The following is a 19,543-nucleotide window of genomic DNA, read 5'->3' as shown; positions in this document are numbered from 1 at the left end:
TTGAAATATTTTTATTTCGTAGTAGTTTTGAGCCGTTATTTTGACATATAAAACAAAAAGGAAGAAGCAATGAAAAGAGCTGTAATTACAGGCTTTGGTATTATTTCCAGTATCGGTAACAATAAAGAAGAAGTGCTTGCCTCACTAAAAGCAGGAAAATCAGGCATTGAGATTGTGCCTGAATTTGTTGAGATGAAAATGCGTAGTCAGGTTGCGGGTACGATTAAATTGGATCCAAGTGAGCATATTGATCGTAAAGTGTATCGTTTTATGGGTGATGCAGCGGCTTATGCTTATCTTTCTATGCGTGAAGCGATTGAAGACGCGGGATTAACGGAAGATCAGGTATCGAATGATCGTACCGGTTTAGTTATCGGGGCAGGTACAGGATCGGCGCATAATCAATTGATAGCCTGTGATGCGGCGCGTGGTCCGCGTGGTGTGAAGGCAATCGGCCCTTATGCCGTAACAAAAACCATGGCTTCCAGCGTTTCTGCTTGTTTGGCGACCCCTTATAAAATCCGTGGCGTCAGCTATTCTATTAGTTCCGCTTGTGCGACTTCGGCACATTGTATCGGTCACGCATTAGAATTGATCCAATTAGGGAAACAAGATGTGGTGTTTGCAGGTGGAGCGGAAGAGTTATCTTGGGAATGTGCGACCGAATTTGACGCAATGGGAGCGGTTTCCACTAAATACAATGAGACGCCGGAAAAAGCGTCCCGTGCTTACGATGCCAATCGTGACGGTTTCGTGATTGCCGGTGGTGGTGCGGTTGTAGTTGTGGAAGAGTTAGAACATGCCCTTGCTCGCGGAGCAAAAATTTATGCGGAAATCGTGGGTTATGGTGCAACATCAGATGGCTATGATATGGTCGCACCAAGTGGTGAAGGGGCGGAACGTTGTATGAAACAAGCGATGGCAACGGTGGATACCCCAATTGATTATATTAATGTTCACGGCACTTCCACTCCGGTTGGTGATGCGAAAGAATTGGGCGCAATCAAAAGTGTGTTTGGTGCCAATGTGCCGGCAATTTCATCCACTAAATCTATGACCGGTCACTCTTTAGGGGCGGCAGGTGTGCATGAAGCCATTTACACCTTATTAATGCTGGATAATGATTTTATTGCGCCAAGCATTAATATTGAAACCTTAGATGAAGCGGCGGAAGGTTGCAATATCGTGACAGAAACCAAAGAAAATGCAGGTTTGCAAACGGTGATGTCAAACAGCTTTGGTTTTGGCGGTACGAATGCAACGTTAATTTTCAAACGTTACAATGCTTAATCAAATTCACCAATAATAAAAAGAAAAATCGCACGGTAGCAATATCTTGCGATCTTTTGTGGATATTCAATATGATTTTTTCGGCTTATGAATCACACTTTCATGATTTTAAATTAGTGCGTGAAGTTCGGGTCAATCATTTATGTTGTCCGCTATCAAACCAAACCGAAACCATGGTACTGAGCCTTTATTCTTATGAGGAATACCGTGGTTTTATTGATCGAACTTCACCAAAACTTGCCGGCGTATTTGCTCGTGAAAAGGATAATGAACCCATTGCCACGGTTGATTGGACGCCAGAAATGGAAAGTTTTTTCAAACGGGAACGCCAAAACACCGATAAATTTGACCGCACTTGGCGTTTTACGAACGGTGCAAAAGTTTGGCTTGCGATGGTAATTTTAGTGGTAGGGGGGATGGGATATGCGGTCTATCACAAAGTGCAAAAAGGCGGGAAAATAGATTGGTATATTCTCACTAGCCTATGGGATAATTATGATGCAACACCGGAACTTGGTACAAAGTATTTTGTAAAACTCCAAAAGGGTGGCGTAGTGCGAGATAGGTTTTGGGTGAAAATTGAGGAACTTCTAGGTGATAATCGGTATGCTATTAGTATTAATTATTACCCTAATCCGATAGCCGAGATTGGACAGGCATTTGATATTAAAATCTTGTTGAACGATGAAAAATTTAAAGGCAAAATTTTTATAGAATTTCAACCGCACTTTTCACATAATGGTAAAACTCAGGCTGCTTTTGTTGATAAGCAAAATCATCGTGTTTTTTTATTACAAAAACCGACGGAAAAATTATCCCTTGATAAACTAAAGCTCCCGCTTTCCGTGCAGGAGGTTTACCGATGAGACATCCCGTTCACAATCCGCAATTTGTTCAACGCTATATGTATATCGACAAATTATCGAAGTCAAAAATGTTACCTTTGTTCATCGGATTTTTCTGGGCGGTATGCTGTTGGGGAATAGGTGGTGTTAGCTATTATCAAATTCTTCAGGCGGAGGCGGAACAAAAAGAGATCGTTTTATGGCGACCGGTCACAGTAATTTATGATTTGGTCGGAGGAGAGGCAGTTTTGGTTATTTCCCTTTTATTGGGGATTGGCTCACTCTATTTTGGTTGGCGGAATTATAAAATAAAAAATACGTCTTTAATACAAGGTGAATCTGTGAACGATGAAACGGGTTCTTATAAGGTGACAGTGGGCGATATAAATGCGTTAGAAAGACAAATCGGCTTTTCATTACCTCAAGATTATCGTGATTTTTTACTACGTTATAATGGTGGTTCGCCACTAGCTTCGTTATTTAATGACAATATTGAAATTGACTATTTTTATAACTTAGTCACGGATAATCGTGAACTTCAATTAAGCGAAATTTTTGAGCGTTTGCCAAACTATGGTTTACCGATTGCAGTAACGTTTGCAGGAGATTTATTGATTCTTGCCCCGAAAGGGGAAATTTTCTTTTTTGACATTGAAATTTTCTGTGATGATGAGGGCGAATTTCTTTCTGATATAGATGATGAACCGGAATGCATTGCAGAAAGTTTTACAGCATTGTTAGAAGGATTATATTGATGAGTGATAAAATAAATTTTATACATATTGAACAGGAAACAGTTCCAAATATTATTTCGTTACATGATTGTGTGTGCACAAGTATTCAGGTGATAGATAATAAAGTTTATTTTGAATTTGAAGATGGGTTTGTGGTGCTCAATACGCATTCGGATAATCGATCCGGAAAACATTTGAAAACAGATAAATCTTGTATTGTTTTTAGTCATAATGAGCCTGATATAGAATACCATTATGAAATAGAAATGTTTCATAATATTTATTTTCTTAATAAATATCTTTTTACAACTAGAAAGTTTATTGATTTTTCTCAGCTATGTAGCATGATTAATTCTAAAGAATATGAACTAGTATTTATTAATCTTGATAAATCAATTAAAACAGAAAAATATTTTTTAGAGGCAGTGTTAATTAGAAAGAAAACAAGAAAACATTTCCCTATGTTTATTAAGATTATAAGTACATATAATCTTCTGTATAAATGGAATAATTTATGTATGGATAGGGAAATTCGTTGAGGTTAATCATACGAAGTGGTACAGAATACAGCAGAAAAATCTCTTTAAAAAATGACCGCACTTTATCTATAAAAAAGCCCTGAATATTCAGGGCTTTGTTGGTTATTGATTAATTTGCGATACCTTTATGTTTTAACAGCGCATCTAACTGTGGTTCGCGGCCACGGAAGCGTTTGAAGAGTTCCATCGGCTCTTCTGAACCGCCACGGGTTAAGATTTCATCGAGGAAGGATTTACCCGTAACTGGGTTAAAAATCCCTTCATCTTCAAAGCGTGAGAAGGCATCGGCAGAGAGTACTTCCGCCCATAAGTAACTGTAATAACCTGCTGCATATCCCCCCGCGAAGATATGGCTGAAACTATGCGGTGTTCTTGCCCAGTCCACTCCTTGAATTACCGCAACTTGCGATTTTACGGCTTTGAGCGTATCAAGAATTTGATTCATTTTTTCCGGATCAAATGTGTGATGTAAACGGAAATCGAAAATGCCGAATTCAAGTTGGCGTAACACGAACATCGCCGCTTGGAAGTTTTTTGCTTTCAATAGTTGTACTAATTTTTCTTTTGGCAAAGGTTCGCCCGTTTCGTAGTGGCCGGAAATAAATGCCAGCGCCTCTTCTTCCCAGCACCAGTTTTCCATAAATTGGCTTGGTAATTCCACTGCATCCCAAGGTACACCGTTAATGCCTGCCACATCAGATACGTCAATTTGTGTGAGCATATGGTGAATGCCGTGTCCGAATTCGTGGAAAAGCGTGGTGACTTCATCATGGGTAAATAATGCGGGTTTATCACCAATAGGCGCATTAAAGTTACAAGTTAAATATGCCACCGATGTTTGAACGGAACCGTCAGATTTACGTTTTCTACCCATGCAATCATCCATCCAAGCTCCGCCGCGTTTGTTTTCACGGGCATAAAGATCGAGATAAAAACTGCCGCGTAGTTGATCATTTTCATCAATCAGATCAAAGAAACGTACATCTTTGTGCCAAGTATCTACTCCAAAACGTTCTACTACACGGATATTGAAAATGCGTTTAATCAGTTCAAATAAGCCGGAGATCACGCGATCTTCAGGGAAATAAGGGCGAAGTTCTTCGTCGTTGATCGCGTATAGATGTTGTTTTTGTTTTTCGCTGTAGAAAGTAATATCCCAAGGTTCAAGTTTTGTTACACCAAATTCTTTTTCGCAGTAGGCTTGGAGTTCAGCCAATTCTTTTTCACCCTGTGGTTTGGCGCGTTTCGCCAAATTATCTAAGAAATCCAGCACTTGTTGTGGATTTTCCGCCATTTTAGTCGCAAGGGAAAGTTCGGTGTAAGTATTAAAACCGAGTAATTTCGCCAATTCTACACGCAAGGTGAGAATTTCTTCCATGATTTTACTGTTATCCCATTTACCGGCATTCGGACCTTGCTCTGAGGCACGGGTTGCGTAAGCACGGTACATTTCTTCGCGTATCGCTTGATTTTCACAGTAGGTCATGATCGGCAAATAGCTTGGAATTTCAAGAGTAAAGCGATAGCCTTGTAATCCTTTACTTTGAGCGGATTGTTTTGCCGCTTGCAATGCGGATTCAGGCAGTCCTTTAAGTGCTGTTTCATCTTCAATCACTTTTTCCCAACCCATCGTCGCATCAAGCACATTGTTGCTGAATTGAGAACTGAGTTCGGATAATCTTGCTGAAATTTCACCATAACGTTTTTGTTTTTCTTCCGATAAAGCAATACCGGAAAGATCAAAATCCCGTAAGGAATTTTCAATCGCCTTTTTTTGAGCTATGGAGTAAGTGGCAAATTCAGGACTATTTTTGAGTGCTAGATACGCATTATAAAGTCCTTTGTGCTGACCAACCCAAGTACTATATTCAGAAAGTAGAGGTAGGCAAGCCTGATAGGCAGTGCGTAAGTCTGGACTGTTTTTTACCGAATTTAAATGGGAAACCGGCGACCAAGCCCGACCTAGACGATCGCTCACTTCCGTTAAAGGTAAAATAAAATTTTCCCAAGTAAAGTGCGGTTGATTTAAGACCTGTTCTATTGTGTCACGGCAATCTTGAATGAGTTTTTCTACAGCAGGTTGAATGTGTTCCGGTTTGATTTGTGAAAAAGGCGGTAGCCCTTGGATATTGAGTAATGGATTTGTCATAGATATTTCCTTTGTTAAACTGTTCTGTATATGACGGTGAATTCTATAATATCAAGGTTGAAAAATCTAAAAAATCAGTAATAATGGTTCGCATTTAAATTATTTAGGAATACTATGAAGTACATTTATATTCTGTTGGGTTTTATTTCTCTTGCTCTTGGTGTTGTTGGTATTTTTCTTCCGCTTTTGCCAACCACACCATTTCTTTTACTGACGTTGTTTTTCTTTGCGAAAGGCTCAACGCGTTTAGAAACCTGGTTTCTTGGCACGTCTATCTATCAAAAACATTTGAAGTCTTTTAATGAACGCCGAGCAATGAGCAAAAAAACAAAAATAGTTATTTTGGCGTTTGCCAGCTCAATGTTATTAATCGGATTTTATTTTACTCCTAGTGTGGTGGGCAGAAGTATTATCGCCGCATTAATTATTGTGAAGTATTGGTTTTTCTTATTTTGGATTAAAACTGAGGAAGAATCAGAAGTTGATTCCATACCAAGAGAAGAGATAGGAAATGAATAATTTTTTCTCTGCAAGTCTGAAAAGTGCGGTTATTTTTTCCGTTATTTTTACGCTAAGCGGTTGTGATAACGAGAATCTGAATAATCCAACGCTATCTCAATCTCAGTCTGAATCTACTATTTCAATAGAAAAACCGACGGTTCAACACAATCGTGAAAAACTGATTCGTGGCATAAAATTCGATGCGGTTTTAGATCCTTGGCAAGTGAAAGAGGAAGAACAGCTTTCGCTTATTCGGGATCTGTTTGAAGGACTCACGGCTTATGATGCGCAAGGGAATATTGTTCCGGCGGCGGCAGAAAGTTGGCAAACCCAAGATAATCAAAATTGGACGTTTATTCTGCGTGAGGGGCTGAAATGGTCAAATGGTATGCCTTTAACTGCACAAGATTTTGTTCTGTCTTGGCAAGCACTCTCTCAATCCGAAAGTCCGTTTAAATTTTATTTACAGTATTTAAATTTGAAAGGGGCGAAACCGGTTCTGGAAAAAAAACAGCCGTTAACAAATTTGGGAATCTCGGCTGAAAACGACCGCACTTTAGTAATCACATTGGATAAACCTACCCCTTATTTACCTGAGATGTTGGCACACATTGCGTTATTGCCGCAATATCGTGATTTGGATTTATTCGTATCAAACGGGGCATATACGCTTTCACTGCGCGATGAAAAAGGGGTTCATTTGGTGAAAAATCCGTATTATTGGCAAAAGGATAGGACATCATTCAAACAGGTGGATTATGTGCCTTATAATAGCAAACCGCTTGATGAGTTAGATATTATCTGGTCTCCGCCAAAGAAAACAGGAAACATACAATATTTTCCCCAATTATGCGGCTATTTTTACGAATTTAATTTACGGGATCCTAAGTTGGCTAATCCTTTGGTGCGGAAAGCCATCGCTTCTCTTATTTCTGTGTCTGCGATTATAAATAACGAAATGCCGGATTCTATTCCAAGTTCTTATTTTTTACCAAAAGCGATGTTACAAGGACAGGATTCTCGTTGGGAGCCAGTGCTGGCGGAGCAGTTGTTGGCACAAAGTCATATTACGGAAAAGAAACCGTTGATTTTACGATTAACCCATGACGATACTTTATTACATCAAAATATTGCAAATCGCTTAGCGAGACAATTATCGGAGTCGGATTTATTGCGTGTAGAAGACGAGCCGATGAGTTGGCAGCAATTGCAGGAAAAACGGAATAAAGGTGATTTTCAATTAATTCGTTCCGGATGGTGTGGCGATTTTAATCATCCTATGGCATTTTTGGGATTGTTTTACTCAAAAAGCCCGGACAACAAGAGTGGTTATACCAATGCAGGATATGATCAGCTTTTTGAACAGGCACTAAAAAGCACATCGGAAAAAGAGCGGTCGGAAATTTATTTAAAATTAAGTGAAATCATCCAACAGGAAAATTTAGTATTGCCTCTGTTTCAATATACAACGGCTGTTTATATTTCCCCGTCGGTAATGGGAGTTCAAAAAAATTCTATTGGTGCGATTTACAGCAAGCATCTATGGCGAAAAGTAGAAGTTGAGTAAAAATAAAACCTCACTACAAAAATACCCACTTAATATTTAAGCGGGTATTTTTTTGAGAATTATTTTTCGTCTTTCTTAATTTCTTCGCATGTTTCAATATCGCTGCATTTTCCATAAAGATACAAACTATGGGCTTTTAATTTAATGCCATATTGTTCGCTAATTTCTTTTTGGCGTTGCTCGATCAGGTTATCGGAGAATTCAAATACTTTGCCGCAATCTTCACAAATAATATGATCGTGATGTTCTGTTGGCGCAAGTTCAAAAACCGATTTATTTCCTTCAAAATTATGACGAATTAAAATATGCGCTTCATCAAATTGGTTAAGCACACGGTAAACCGTAGCAAGACCAATATCACTACCTTGTTCTAACAAAATTTTATACACATCTTCTGCAGAAAAATGTTCATTTTTGTGATTTTGCATTAAGGCTAAAATAGTTAAACGTGGTTCGGTTATTTTTAACCCCGCTTTTTTGAGTAATTTGATGTTCTCTTCTGACATAAAGTTCCCCTTTTATGTATGATGTTAGGCGAGTTCCGCTAAACACATTTCTTCATAAATTTGTTTACACCATTTTTCCACGCGTTCGGCAGTGAGTTCAGGTTGACGATCTTCGTCAATACACAAACCGATAAATGTGCCTTCCTCAAGAAGGGCTTTTGACGCTTCAAACGTGTAACCTTCCGTTGACCAGTTACCGACTATAATAGCACCACGCGGTTCCACAATATCACGAATCGTACCAATAGCATCACAGAAATAATCCGCATAGTCCTCTTGGTCGCCACAACCGAAAATCGCCACTAATTTATCTGTGAAATCAATTTCTTCTAAGGTTGGGAAAAAATCATCCCAATCTGCTTGAGATTCGCCATAGTACCAAGTCGGAATCCCGAAAAGTAAGAAATCATAGGCTTCAATATCTTCTTTTGAGGTTTTTGCAATGTCACGAATATCGACTAAATCATTACCTAGCTGCTTTTGAATCATTTTTGCGACATTTTCTGTATTACCTGTATCGCTACCATAAAATAGACCCACTACTGCCATCTTTCTTTCCTTTTTTAAAATTTTAAAAAACACAAAATATAGGGGATAAACCCCTACAATTTGTGCGAACTATATCATAAACTAATTCTCATTTAAACCAATTAATTCTTATTTAGAAACCTATTAATGGCACGAACAACAAAGTCGGGTTTCTCTGCATGAACCCAATGTCCGCAGCCGTTTATGGTGAATGAGACCGCATTAGGAAATTGCTGTAAAATATATTCTGCATTTTCCGCTTTAATATAAGAAGAATCTCCGCCTTTAATAAATAAACTCGGCGTTGTTACATTAACATTTTGCCAATCCATTAAATGGCTATAATTATTGAAAAGTGCGGTCAAATTAAAACGGAAAAATTCAGGCGAGCTTGGCTCAAAGGATTTCAACATAAATTGCACCACACTCGGTTCATTGATCTCTCGTTCTAAAATTTGTTTCGCTTGTTGGCGTGTTTCCGGTTTAGTCTGTTTCACCGCAAACAAACCTTGAAAAACATCTTGGTGCCCTTGTTTACCGTAAGGGAGCGGCGCGATATCAATGACAATCAATTTTTCGACAATTTCAGGGTGACGTGCGGTCAATTTCATCGCCGTTTTTCCACCCATGGAGTGGCCAATCAAAATAACTTTTTTTAAGTTAAGATGTTGGAAGAGCGTAAAGAGATCTTCCGCCATAAGCGTATAATTCATTGATTCGGCATGAAAACTTTGTCCGTGATTGCGTAAATCAATACGTAGAATATCGTAATCATCACTGAATGCACGGGCGATAACGCCAAGATTATTCATATCACCGAACAAACCATGAATAAAAACTAAGGTTGGTTGCTTAGTGACTTGTTTTGCCTGATGAAATTGAAAGTTTAATAATTGAGGATGAGGCATATTTTTGCGTGAGAATTAATTGAAAAATCGTTATAATAAGCGAAAATTTTAGCAAACGGAGAGATAAAAATGAAGATAATTGAAGTAGATGAAGAATTATATCAATACATTGCAAGACAAACTCAATCAATTGGTGAAAGTGCTTCCGATATTCTTCGCCGTTTGCTCAATTTACCGATTAACTCAAGTAACACACTGGATTTTGTTTCTTTTGATAATACGATTAATGCAAGTGCGGTCAAATCCGATAATGTTTTAACTAAAGCAATGTCGGCGCAGGCTCTTCAAACTCAGTCTGAAGCTATACTAAAAAAAGGTGAATCTAGCGCACCGAAAACCGTGAAAAAACAATCGGAGACGGCGATTAATCAAATAACGGATAAGGTTCGCGCTTTATTAAGTTCCACCGAATTTCAGGAAGAAAATAAAGCCGTTGTGCGTTTTTTAGCAATTTTACGGGTGCTTTACCGCACCAATCCAGAAAGTTTTGCCCAGGCGACGGAGCCTCTACAAGGGCGTACCCGTGTTTATTTTGCGCGTGATGAGGCAACATTATTGATGGCGGGTAATCATACCAAGCCAAAACAAATTCCGGATACGCCGTATTGGGTGATAACAAATACAAACAGTGGCAGAAAAATGTTGATGCTGGAAGGCGCAATGCAATCAATGGATTTGCCGGAAGATCTTATTAACGAAGTACGTACCTATTTTGTCAGCAACTAAATTATTTCCTTGGCAAATTTTTGCCAATGATCCTCAATACCGTGAAAAGATCGCCTTGCGTTCATCGCAAGGTGATGTTTTTACTTGGGAAGAAATTGAGCAAAAAATCAATGAAACTGCCGCTTTTTTACAAACACGTGGTATTACATCGGAAAGTGCGGTCGCTTTTTGTGGTAAAAACTCCGAGGCGGTCCTTTTTCTTTACCTTGCGACCATTCGGTTAGGGGCAAAAATTCTTGGGATAAATCCGGCATTTCCACAAGAAAAAATCACTGAACTATGTGCTGAATACGCTATTGATTTATGCTTGTGCGATAAAGATTTATTGGCTATTTCTGGTGGCGATTTATCTGCAGGGATTCCTCAGGCGGATTTTTTTCGTTCGGCGACCATGACCCTCACTTCCGGCTCAAGCGGTTTGCCTAAAGCCGTGGTGCATCACGTGCAAGCCCATTTGGATAATGCCCGTGGGGTGTGTCAATTAATGCACTTTGATTCCTCGCAATCTTGGTTATTATCCTTGCCGCTGTATCATGTTTCAGGTCAAGGCATCGTGTGGCGCTGGTTGTTTTGCGGTGCCGAACTACATTTTCCGCAATGCGATTTTTATGAATCAGTGCTACGGACAACCCATGTATCATTAGTACCAACGCAGCTGCAACGTTTGCTTGATTATCTTAAGCAGTATCCTCAAGCAAACTTTAAAACGACGCATATTTTATTGGGAGGGGCTCATATTCCGGTGGCATTAACCCAAGCTATCCGGCGATATGGCATTTTCTCTTATAGCGGTTATGGAATGACGGAAATGGCATCGACTATTTTTGCCAAACGGTCAGATGGTTTTATGGGCGTGGGGCAACCGCTGTTAGGACGGGAATTTCAGCTTGTGAATAGCGAAATCTGGCTAAAAGGTGCAGGTCTTGCTATGGGCTATTGGAAAAATGGCGAGATTATCCCGCTTGTGAATGAACAGGGTTGGCTACAAACCAAAGATAAAGGTGTTTGGCAAAATAATGAGTTAGTGATTGTTGGACGTTTAGATAATATGTTTATTTCCGGCGGCGAAAATATTCAGCCGGAAGAAATTGAAAAAGTGATTTTAGGTTCAGGATTAGTCAAACAAGTTTTTGTGTTACCGAAGTCGGATAGCGAATTTGGTGCGAGACCTGTTGCAATTCTTGAATTTTATGAACACTTCACTGAAAGTGCGGTCGAAATGCTGTGTATTTTTTTACAAACGCATTTAGCACGTTTTAAGCACCCCGTTGCATATTATCCTCTTCCAAAGGATTTAGAGCAGGGGGCAATTAAGATTTCACGTAAAGTGCTGGCACAATGGCTGGCATCAAAAACAGAATAGATAGGAAAAATATGAAACTACCTCGTTTTTTAACCGCACTTTCAGTGAGTTTTATCGTGAGCTTTGCCTTTGCACAATCGGCTATTGCAGAGCAGGAAAAATTACTCCCGACAGAACAAAGCCTAAAAGCGGATTTGTCTGCAGCACAAAAGATAGATGATGCCGAAACGAAAAAAACACGGATTAGTGAGTTGCAGACTTCCTTGGATTTGTTACAACAAATTCGAAATCAACAAAAAAATAATGATGATTTAGATAGTACGCTGAGTCGTTCAGATGCGGAAATTCAAAAAAATAATACGGAATTACAAAACCTTAAAAAAAATTTAGAGCAAGCCAAAGTAGATGACTACGCCTCGGCGTCTTTGGAGGATTTACAAGACGAGCTGGAAAAACTGAATAATCAGCAACAAGAGAATCAGACGGCATTAAGTGTCGCCAATACTTTAATGGCGGGGCAAAGCGGGGTTTCGGAACGTGCGCAGACTACACTAACAAATAATTTAAGACGCACGCAAACCTTAAACCAACAACTTTCCGAACACTCGATCAGTACAACGTTACAACAGCAATATCAGCTGGAGTTGCAACTAATTGAACTCAAAAATATTTATAGCCAAACTTTGCTGAAAAATAGCGATCAGCTTTCTTTACTTTATAAAAGCCGATATGACTTATTAAGTGTGAAACAGCAGGTTCAACAACAGCAGATTTCGGCAATTCAAGAAGCGATTAATCAGAAAAATTTAGCGAAAAGCCAAGATAAAGTTGAACAAGTACAACAACAGCAACAAAGTGCGGTTAAAAATAATTACATTCAAAAAGAATTGGAACGTAATGCACAACTCAGCAAGTTTTTGTTAGAACAAACAGAAAAAACAAATACATTAACGCAAGACGAGCTTAAAATGCGTAATGTATTGGATAACTTAACACAAACTCAACGTACGATTGATGAACAGATCAGTGCATTGCAGGGAACCCTTGTGCTTTCCCGCATTATTCAGCAGCAAAAACAAAAGCTGCCTACGAATCTAAATATTCAAGGCTTATCAAAACAAATTGCTGATTTACGGGTACAAATTTTTGATATTACACAACGCCGTAATGAGCTCTATGATCTTGATGCCTATATTCAAAAAGTGGAATTTAATGAAGATCAAACTTTTACCAATGCGGAAAAAACACAATTAACCACTTTGCTTACCGAACGCCGAAAAATGGGTTCGGATTTGATTAAGTCATTAAATAATCAACTCAATTTGGCGATTTCTTTAGAATTAACACAACAACAAATTACACAAATCAGTGATCAAATTCAGTCCAAACTTGATCAACAAAGTTTCTGGGTAAAAAGTAATAACCCGATTAATTTGGGTTGGCTGAAAGCGTTGCCAATGTTATTAGAGGAGCAATTGGACGGCATGGTGAACCGTCTCGGTTTTCCTACAAATTATGATAATTTACCTTCATTGCTGACTTATGTATTTTTTCTTATTGTGATTGGCGGTGCGATTTTTAAATTCAAACCCGCTATTAAACAACGTTTGGCGGTGATTAACGGTGAAATTAATACCCTGCGTGCTGATAGCCAATGGCATACACCGATAGCGCTGGTTTTAACCGGACTACTTAATTTATCCGGTACACTTTGGTTTCTCGCAATTTGTCAAATGATCGGCTTTTTCTTTTTCCGTAATCCGCAGGAATTTTGGGATTGGTCATTCCGTATGGCAGGATACTGGTGGTTCTTCAATGTGTGGTTTGCGATTTATCGTCCAAACGGAATTTTCGTACGCCATTTTGGATTTGCACAAGAAGATGCCGAGAAATTCCGAGGTGTGGTAAAACGCATTATTGTTGCCGTTGTTCTATTATTGAATACATCAGTATTCAGTAATGTCATGGATAATGGGTTAGCCAATGATGTATTGGGCGAGCTTAATACGATTGCCTCTTTGATTTTCTGTACAGTGATTATTGCTCCTCGCTTTAATCGAGCCCTTCGCGCTTATGAAGAAAATCAAGCGGAACGTAATAATGTGATTGTAAAAACCATTCAGATCTTATTACAGTTGGTTCCTATTGGCTTGATTCTGTTGATTGTACTCGGGTATTACTATACCGCACTGAATTTAATTCAACATATTATCAATTCTTATATTGTTTGGTGTATTTGGTTTATTTTACGCAATGTCATTTATCGTGGTATTACCGTGTCATCGCGTCACTTGGCACATCGCCGTCTGATGGAAAAACGTCGCCAAAAATTGGAAGAATTTAATGATGGTGTACCTTCGGATGATGTAGTTGTGCTCACAGACCAAGAAGAAGGTTTAGCGCTAAATGAAGTAAGAAGTCAATTGCTACGCTTTGCAGATTTATTTATTTGGTCGGCATTATTTGCGGTTTTCTATTTCATCTGGTCGGATCTTGTGACGGTAGCAAGTTACTTGCGTGATATTACATTATGGCAACAAATTTCTTCAGTGAATGGGGTAAATGTTACTGAAAGTATCTCATTATTTAATCTGCTTGTTGCCCTTATTATTGTAGGTATTACCTATGTGCTTGTAAGAAATATTTCGGGTATTTTGGAAGTTTTGCTTTTCTCACGTTTGAAATTATCGCAAGGCACACCTTATACCATCACAACTTTATTAACCTATGTGATTGTAGCGGTAGGCGGAGCGTGGGCGTTTGCCACATTGGGAATGTCGTGGTCAAAATTACAATGGTTATTTGCCGCACTTTCCGTAGGGCTTGGTTTCGGTATGCAAGAAATTTTTGCTAACTTTGTTTCCGGGATTATCTTGCTCTTTGAGCGTCCGATCCGTGTGGGCGATACTGTAACGATTAATGGGGTAAGCGGCACGGTAGCGAAAATTCGTATTCGTGCGATTACCTTGATTGATTTTGATCGCAAAGAAGTGATTGTCCCGAATAAATCTTTTGTAACCGGTCAAGTGATTAACTGGGCGCTTTCCAGTACGATGACCCGTTTGGTTGTGACTGTCGGCGTGGCTTACGGTTCGAATTTAGAATTAGTGCAAAAATTACTCCTTCAGGCAGCAAACGAACAATCGGCAGTTTTAAAAGATCCTGAGCCGCGAGCACTATTCTTGTCTTTTGGTGCGAGTACACTCGATCACGAGTTACGTGTTTATGTCGGCCAGCTTTCTGAACGAACCAATACAGTAGATGCATTAAATCGCCGTATTAATGAACTCTTTGCTGAAAATAATATTGATATTGCGTTCAATCAACTTGATGTCTTTATTAAAAATAATGATACGGGTGAAGAAATTCCTTTCGTCGATGTCAATACAACAACATTATCTAAGAAAAAGTCGTAGAAAAATGAGAGGTAAAATATGGCAGGTAATACAATAGGACAACTTTTCCGTGTGACAACCTTTGGTGAATCACATGGTATTGCACTTGGTTGTATTGTGGACGGTGTCCCGCCCAATATGGCATTGTCCGAAGCGGATATTCAGCCGGATTTAGACCGCCGTAAACCGGGTACTTCACGTTATACCACCCCTCGTCGTGAAGCGGATGAAATTCAAATTTTATCCGGTGTATTTGAGGGAAAAACTACGGGAACGAGTATCGGCATGATTATCAAAAATGGCGATCAACGTTCTCAAGATTATGGTGAAATTAAAGATCGCTTCCGTCCCGGACATGCGGATTTTACCTACCAACAAAAATACGGCATTCGTGATTATCGTGGCGGTGGACGTTCTTCCGCACGTGAAACGGCTATGAGGGTTGCAGCCGGGGCGATTGCGAAAAAATATTTACGGGAACAATTCGGCGTTGAAGTACGCGGTTTTTTAAGTCAAATCGGCGATGTAAAAATTGCTCAGCAAACAGTGGGGAAGATTGATTGGGAAAAAGTGGAGAGTAATCCTTTTTTTTGCCCCGATGAAAGTGCGGTTGAAAAATTTGATGAATTGATCCGAGAACTCAAAAAAGAAGGGGATTCCATTGGGGCGAAGCTCACCGTGATTGCTGAAAATGTACCGTTAGGACTAGGCGAACCGGTGTTTGATCGCCTTGATGCGGATCTTGCTCATGCCTTAATGAGCATTAATGCTGTAAAAGGGGTTGAAATTGGTGATGGTTTTGCAGTGGTGGAACAGCGCGGTAGCCAACATCGAGACGAAATGACACCAACGGGTTTTGAAAGTAATCATGCAGGTGGAATTTTAGGCGGTATTAGTTCCGGTCAGCCGATTATTGCAACAATTGCTCTAAAGCCTACCTCAAGTATTACTATTCCGGGGCGTTCTGTGAATCTTGCCGGTGAAGCAGTGGAAGTGATAACCAAAGGTCGTCATGATCCCTGTGTGGGGATTCGTGCTGTGCCGATTGCGGAAGCCATGGTTGCGATCGTATTATTGGATCATTTATTGCGTTTTAAAGCGCAGTGTCGATAAACATTTCCTTGTTTGTTCCTACACAAATCAAAAGCTAAAAAATGAATAAAATAATATTAAAAACAGCGGTTGTTTTGACCGCACTTTTTTCTCTATCAGTTCAGGCTTCCCCTCAAGATTGGCAAAAAATTAAGCGTCCGATCCCAAGTGAGAGCGGAAACGCGCAGCCAATCGGAAGCTATTCCAACGGTTGTATTATCGGAGCCAAAGCTTTACCGGCAAAAGGTGACGGTTATCAAGTGATCCGTATGAATCGCAACCGCTATTATGGACATCCGGAGATGATTCACTACCTTAAGCGTTTGGGCGAAAGAGTGAAAGCTGAGGGATTACCGACAATGCTTGTTGGTGATATTGCGATGCCGGGAGGAGGACGTTTCTTGACCGGACATGCAAGTCATCAGATGGGATTGGATGCGGATATTTGGTTACGCATGGGTGATATGTCGGATGTAGATGCATTAAATTCAGATGGAAAAGGCTTGTTAGTGGTTGATAGAAAAGCACAGCGTGTCGATGAGCGTATATGGCATAACAATCATGCTACACTGATTAAACTTGCCGCTCAGGATCATAGCGTGACCCGTATTTTCGTGAATCCGGCAATTAAACTAAAGTTATGTCAAACGGCAAGCAATGATCGTGGCTGGTTACACAAAATTCGCCCTTGGTTTGGGCATGACTCACACTTTCATGTTCGTTTAAAATGTCCGGCTGATGCGGCATATTGTGAAAATCAATCTCCCGTTCCAGCAGGAGACGGTTGTGGTGATGAACTGTATTCTTGGTTTGAACCGGTAAAACCGAATACGGGAGCAAGCAAACTGAAAGTGATTCCTCCTGAGCCTTTCCTATGCCAACAAGTGTTGAATTCACCGAATCGAAGTGAATGGTTAGAATAAAACGGAATTTAATATGGGGAAGACAAAGTGGAATTGGGCACAAACATTCTAGCAATTTTATTTATAGTGGCATTTGTGGCGGCATTTATTGATGCGATTGCCGGCGGGGGCGGCTTGATTACTATTCCTGCTTTGCTAATGACGGGGATTCCGCCTGCGGTTGCACTGGGGACAAATAAATTGCAGGCAATGGGAGGCGCATTTTCTGCCAGTCTCTATTTTTTACGTAAAAGAGCGGTCAATTTACGGGAATTTTGGTTTATTTTAGTTTGTGTTTTTCTTGGTTCGGCCTTAGGCACAATCTTAATTCAATGGCTTGATGCGGCTGTGTTTAAGAAAATTTTGCCATTCTTAATTTTAGCGATTGGACTGTATTTTCTCTTTACGCCTAAATTGGGTGATGGAGATCGTAAACAACGTTTCACTTATATTGTTTTTGGTGTGTTGATTGGCCCATTTTTAGGATTTTATGATGGTTTTTTCGGGCCGGGAACCGGCTCTATAATGAGCTTGGCTTGTGTGATGTTATTGGGTTTCAATATTGCGAAAGCGACAGCACATGCGAAAGTGATGAACTTTACCTCAAACCTTGCGTCTTTTATGTTATTTTTCGTTGGCGGGCAAATTTCATGGACTATAGGTATTGTAATGATGGTTGGGAGTATTTTGGGTGCAAATGTCGGGGCGAGAATGGTTATGACAAAAGGAAAAACGCTTATTCGCCCTATGGTAGTCGTGATGTCGTTATTAATGACAGCAAAAATGGCATACGATCAAGGATGGTTTAGTTCTTAAAGTGCGGTCAATTCCGCCATTGTTTTTTTAGTGATTATGACAGATTCTCAACAAAATTTACGTTTAACCGCACGTGTGGGCTATGAGCCTCACTTTTCGTGGTCATATTTAAAACCGAAATACTGGGGCATTTGGCTCGGTATTTTCTTTTTACTTTTATTGGCATTTATACCGTTTCGTTTGCGTGATAAATTTGCGGCAAAATTAGGTGTATGGATTGGATATAAAGCAAGAAAGCAGCGAAAACGGGCTCAAATTAACTTGAGCTATTGTTTCCCTGATTGGACAGAACAACAGCGTGAACAAGTGATTGATAAAATGTTTGCAGTCGTTGCGCAGGTGATGTTTGGTATTGGAGAGATTGCACTACGTTCTAAAAAACATCTACAACAACGTAGTAAATTTATTGGTATTGAGCATATCCAAAAAGCCAAAGCAGAGGGCTATAACATTATTTTAATGGTACCGCACGGTTGGGCGATTGATGCTTCCGGCATTATTTTACATACTCATGGAATGCCAATGACTTCCATGTATAACCCGCATCGTAATCCTTTAGTGGACTGGCTTTGGACAATAACCCGCCAGCGTTTTGGGGGAAAAATGCATGCCCGTCAAAATGGTATTAAGGCTTTTTTGAATGATATTCGCAAAGGAGAAATGGGATATTACTTGCCGGATGAAGATTTTGGTGCAGAGCAAAGCATCTTTGTAGATTTTTTTGGTACTTATAAGGCAACTTTACCGGGCCTAAATAAAATGGCTAAACTCGCAAAGGCTGTGGTAATCCCAATGTTCCCTCGTTATAACTCGGAAAGCGGTAAGTATGAAATGGAAATTCACCCGGCAATGAACCTTAGCGAAGAATTGCAATCAGCCCGAGCAATGAATAAAGAGATTGAATCCTTTGTTACGCCGAGTCCTGAACAATATGTTTGGATTTTACAATTATTAAGAACACGTAAAGATGGTGAAGATCTTTATGATTAACCATTGGCGTTTAACGGCATCATGTAGCAAATGCGCAATTTAAAGAAAATGCAGGGACGCCACGCTGGCGTTCACCATACAAATTTTTGAAATTATTTGATTTTTTATGGACACCGGTATGCCGCCCTAGCTATGAGATAAAATCCAAGTTTGTGCAACTGCTACATAATACCGGAGTTTAATTAAAGTGCGGTCAATTTTAACCGCACTTTTTTGTTTCTGATTAAGCTGCAAATTTTAACGTATTGCGCTTTGATTGAATTTGATGAATGGTATTGGTTACGGTTCCGACAAGGGGTAAGTTTGCCCAGTTTTTTGTTTTTATATTCTGCATTTTTGAGTCTAGTGCCATAAAGACAAACTCATCGTCATAGGTGATGAACTCATATATATGAAATTCGCTTCCGCTTTTTAATACAACAAGATCGCCGCTACAAAGTTGTTCATTTTTTTCGACGATTAACATATCACCCTGTTCAATTCCCCAAGCCAACATGTTCGGATTCGTTACACGGATAAAGCAGGTTTGCTGAGGGCGCTTGATACAGTAGAGGTTCAAATCAAGCTTTTTACTAAATGTGAATCTTTCCCCAACATCATTAAAAAACGGCATAGGATGATAAGAAAATGCCATATCATTTTGAGCAATCATATCTGTGCGGTTCATCATCTTGTTTCCTTTGAATTGAGTGGTTATTTATACAGTTATTAATATACTGTTATTACATACAGTCTGTCAATGTGGGAATGGA

The 19,543-nt window shown here is 39.6% G+C and carries 18 protein-coding genes; 13 read left to right on the top strand and 5 right to left on the bottom strand.

Annotated features, from left to right (window positions below; genetic code table 11):
- Positions 1 to 69 precede the first annotated feature (69 nt).
- The 4 genes from fabB to PNEUHYL_RS13525 all read left to right on the top strand — a co-directional run bounded on the left by fabB (position 70) and on the right by PNEUHYL_RS13525 (position 3,408).
- Positions 70 to 1,290, top strand: coding sequence for a beta-ketoacyl-ACP synthase I (gene fabB / locus PNEUHYL_RS01240; RefSeq protein ID WP_059365455.1), 1,221 nt, complete (start codon positions 70 to 72; stop codon positions 1,288 to 1,290).
- A gap of 71 nt (positions 1,291 to 1,361) precedes the next feature.
- On the top strand, positions 1,362 to 2,156 hold the full coding sequence (locus PNEUHYL_RS01235; protein WP_059365454.1) for a hypothetical protein: 795 nt from the start codon (positions 1,362 to 1,364) through the stop codon (positions 2,154 to 2,156).
- Positions 2,153 to 2,890: an SMI1/KNR4 family protein gene (locus PNEUHYL_RS01230; RefSeq protein WP_059365453.1), complete on the top strand. Its 738-nt coding sequence runs from the start codon at positions 2,153 to 2,155 to the stop codon at positions 2,888 to 2,890. Before PNEUHYL_RS01235 ends, PNEUHYL_RS01230 begins: the two co-directional genes overlap by 4 nt.
- Positions 2,890 to 3,408: a hypothetical protein gene (locus PNEUHYL_RS13525; protein ID WP_059365452.1), complete on the top strand. Its 519-nt coding sequence runs from the start codon at positions 2,890 to 2,892 to the stop codon at positions 3,406 to 3,408. Before PNEUHYL_RS01230 ends, PNEUHYL_RS13525 begins: the two co-directional genes overlap by 1 nt.
- Positions 3,409 to 3,517: 109 nt before the next feature.
- Here PNEUHYL_RS13525 and prlC read toward each other — a convergent pair whose 3' ends face one another.
- On the bottom strand, positions 3,518 to 5,557 hold the full coding sequence (prlC, locus tag PNEUHYL_RS01220; RefSeq protein ID WP_059365451.1) for an oligopeptidase A: 2,040 nt from the start codon (positions 5,555 to 5,557) through the stop codon (positions 3,518 to 3,520).
- 114 nt (positions 5,558 to 5,671) lie between these two features.
- Here prlC and PNEUHYL_RS01215 point away from each other — a divergent pair, with 114 nt between their 5' ends.
- Both PNEUHYL_RS01215 and PNEUHYL_RS01210 read left to right on the top strand, forming a co-directional pair.
- Positions 5,672 to 6,076: a YbaN family protein gene (locus tag PNEUHYL_RS01215; protein ID WP_059365450.1), complete on the top strand. Its 405-nt coding sequence runs from the start codon at positions 5,672 to 5,674 to the stop codon at positions 6,074 to 6,076.
- On the top strand, positions 6,069 to 7,625 hold the full coding sequence (locus tag PNEUHYL_RS01210; RefSeq protein WP_059365449.1) for a peptide ABC transporter substrate-binding protein: 1,557 nt from the start codon (positions 6,069 to 6,071) through the stop codon (positions 7,623 to 7,625). Before PNEUHYL_RS01215 ends, PNEUHYL_RS01210 begins: the two co-directional genes overlap by 8 nt.
- Positions 7,626 to 7,684: 59 nt before the next feature.
- On the opposite strand, the gene fur is transcribed toward PNEUHYL_RS01210, so the two are convergent.
- The 3 genes from fur to PNEUHYL_RS01195 form a co-directional block, all read right to left on the bottom strand.
- A complete protein-coding gene (gene fur / locus PNEUHYL_RS01205; RefSeq protein ID WP_059365448.1) occupies positions 7,685 to 8,131 on the bottom strand; it encodes a ferric iron uptake transcriptional regulator in 447 nt (148 codons plus the stop codon).
- 24 nt (positions 8,132 to 8,155) lie between these two features.
- Entirely contained in the window at positions 8,156 to 8,680 is a 525-nt protein-coding gene (fldA, locus tag PNEUHYL_RS01200; RefSeq protein ID WP_059365447.1) for a flavodoxin FldA, read from the bottom strand.
- 101 nt (positions 8,681 to 8,781) lie between these two features.
- A complete protein-coding gene (locus PNEUHYL_RS01195) occupies positions 8,782 to 9,567 on the bottom strand; it encodes an alpha/beta fold hydrolase (RefSeq protein ID WP_059365446.1) in 786 nt (261 codons plus the stop codon).
- Positions 9,568 to 9,636: 69 nt separating this feature from the next.
- Here PNEUHYL_RS01195 and seqA point away from each other — a divergent pair, with 69 nt between their 5' ends.
- The 7 genes from seqA to lpxM are packed head-to-tail and all read left to right on the top strand — an operon-like array spanning position 9,637 to position 18,791.
- Positions 9,637 to 10,293 carry a replication initiation negative regulator SeqA gene (gene seqA, locus PNEUHYL_RS01190; protein ID WP_059365445.1) on the top strand — a complete coding sequence of 219 codons (657 nt, stop codon included), beginning with the start codon at positions 9,637 to 9,639 and terminating at the stop codon, positions 10,291 to 10,293.
- Positions 10,280 to 11,656, top strand: coding sequence for an o-succinylbenzoate--CoA ligase (gene menE / locus PNEUHYL_RS01185; protein WP_059365444.1), 1,377 nt, complete (start codon positions 10,280 to 10,282; stop codon positions 11,654 to 11,656). The genes seqA and menE overlap by 14 nt, the downstream gene beginning before the upstream one ends.
- 11 nt (positions 11,657 to 11,667) lie before the next feature.
- Positions 11,668 to 15,012 (top strand): mechanosensitive channel MscK, encoded by a 3,345-nt coding sequence (gene mscK, locus PNEUHYL_RS01180; RefSeq protein ID WP_059365443.1) that lies wholly within the window; start codon positions 11,668 to 11,670, stop codon positions 15,010 to 15,012.
- Positions 15,013 to 15,030: 18 nt separating this feature from the next.
- Positions 15,031 to 16,104, top strand: coding sequence for a chorismate synthase (gene aroC, locus PNEUHYL_RS01175; RefSeq protein ID WP_059365442.1), 1,074 nt, complete (start codon positions 15,031 to 15,033; stop codon positions 16,102 to 16,104).
- 41 nt (positions 16,105 to 16,145) lie between these two features.
- Positions 16,146 to 17,006 (top strand): penicillin-insensitive murein endopeptidase, encoded by an 861-nt coding sequence (gene mepA / locus PNEUHYL_RS01170; RefSeq protein WP_059365441.1) that lies wholly within the window; start codon positions 16,146 to 16,148, stop codon positions 17,004 to 17,006.
- Positions 17,007 to 17,033: 27 nt separating this feature from the next.
- Positions 17,034 to 17,801 (top strand): TSUP family transporter, encoded by a 768-nt coding sequence (locus PNEUHYL_RS01165; RefSeq protein WP_059365440.1) that lies wholly within the window; start codon positions 17,034 to 17,036, stop codon positions 17,799 to 17,801.
- Between the two features lie 36 nt (positions 17,802 to 17,837).
- Entirely contained in the window at positions 17,838 to 18,791 is a 954-nt protein-coding gene (gene lpxM, locus PNEUHYL_RS01160) for a lauroyl-Kdo(2)-lipid IV(A) myristoyltransferase (protein ID WP_059365439.1), read from the top strand.
- Positions 18,792 to 19,014: 223 nt separating this feature from the next.
- Here the strand turns inward: lpxM and PNEUHYL_RS01155 are convergent, their stop codons facing one another.
- On the bottom strand, positions 19,015 to 19,458 hold the full coding sequence (locus tag PNEUHYL_RS01155) for a LexA family protein (RefSeq protein ID WP_110890493.1): 444 nt from the start codon (positions 19,456 to 19,458) through the stop codon (positions 19,015 to 19,017).
- Positions 19,459 to 19,543: the final 85 nt, after the last annotated feature.

The sequence above is a fragment of the Rodentibacter caecimuris genome (assembly GCF_001019715.1).
In the GTDB taxonomy this organism is placed as follows: Bacteria; Pseudomonadota; Gammaproteobacteria; order Enterobacterales; family Pasteurellaceae; genus Rodentibacter; species Rodentibacter caecimuris.
The sequence above is the reverse complement of the archived record's forward strand: the minus strand, read 5'-3'. Positions and strand labels throughout refer to the sequence as shown.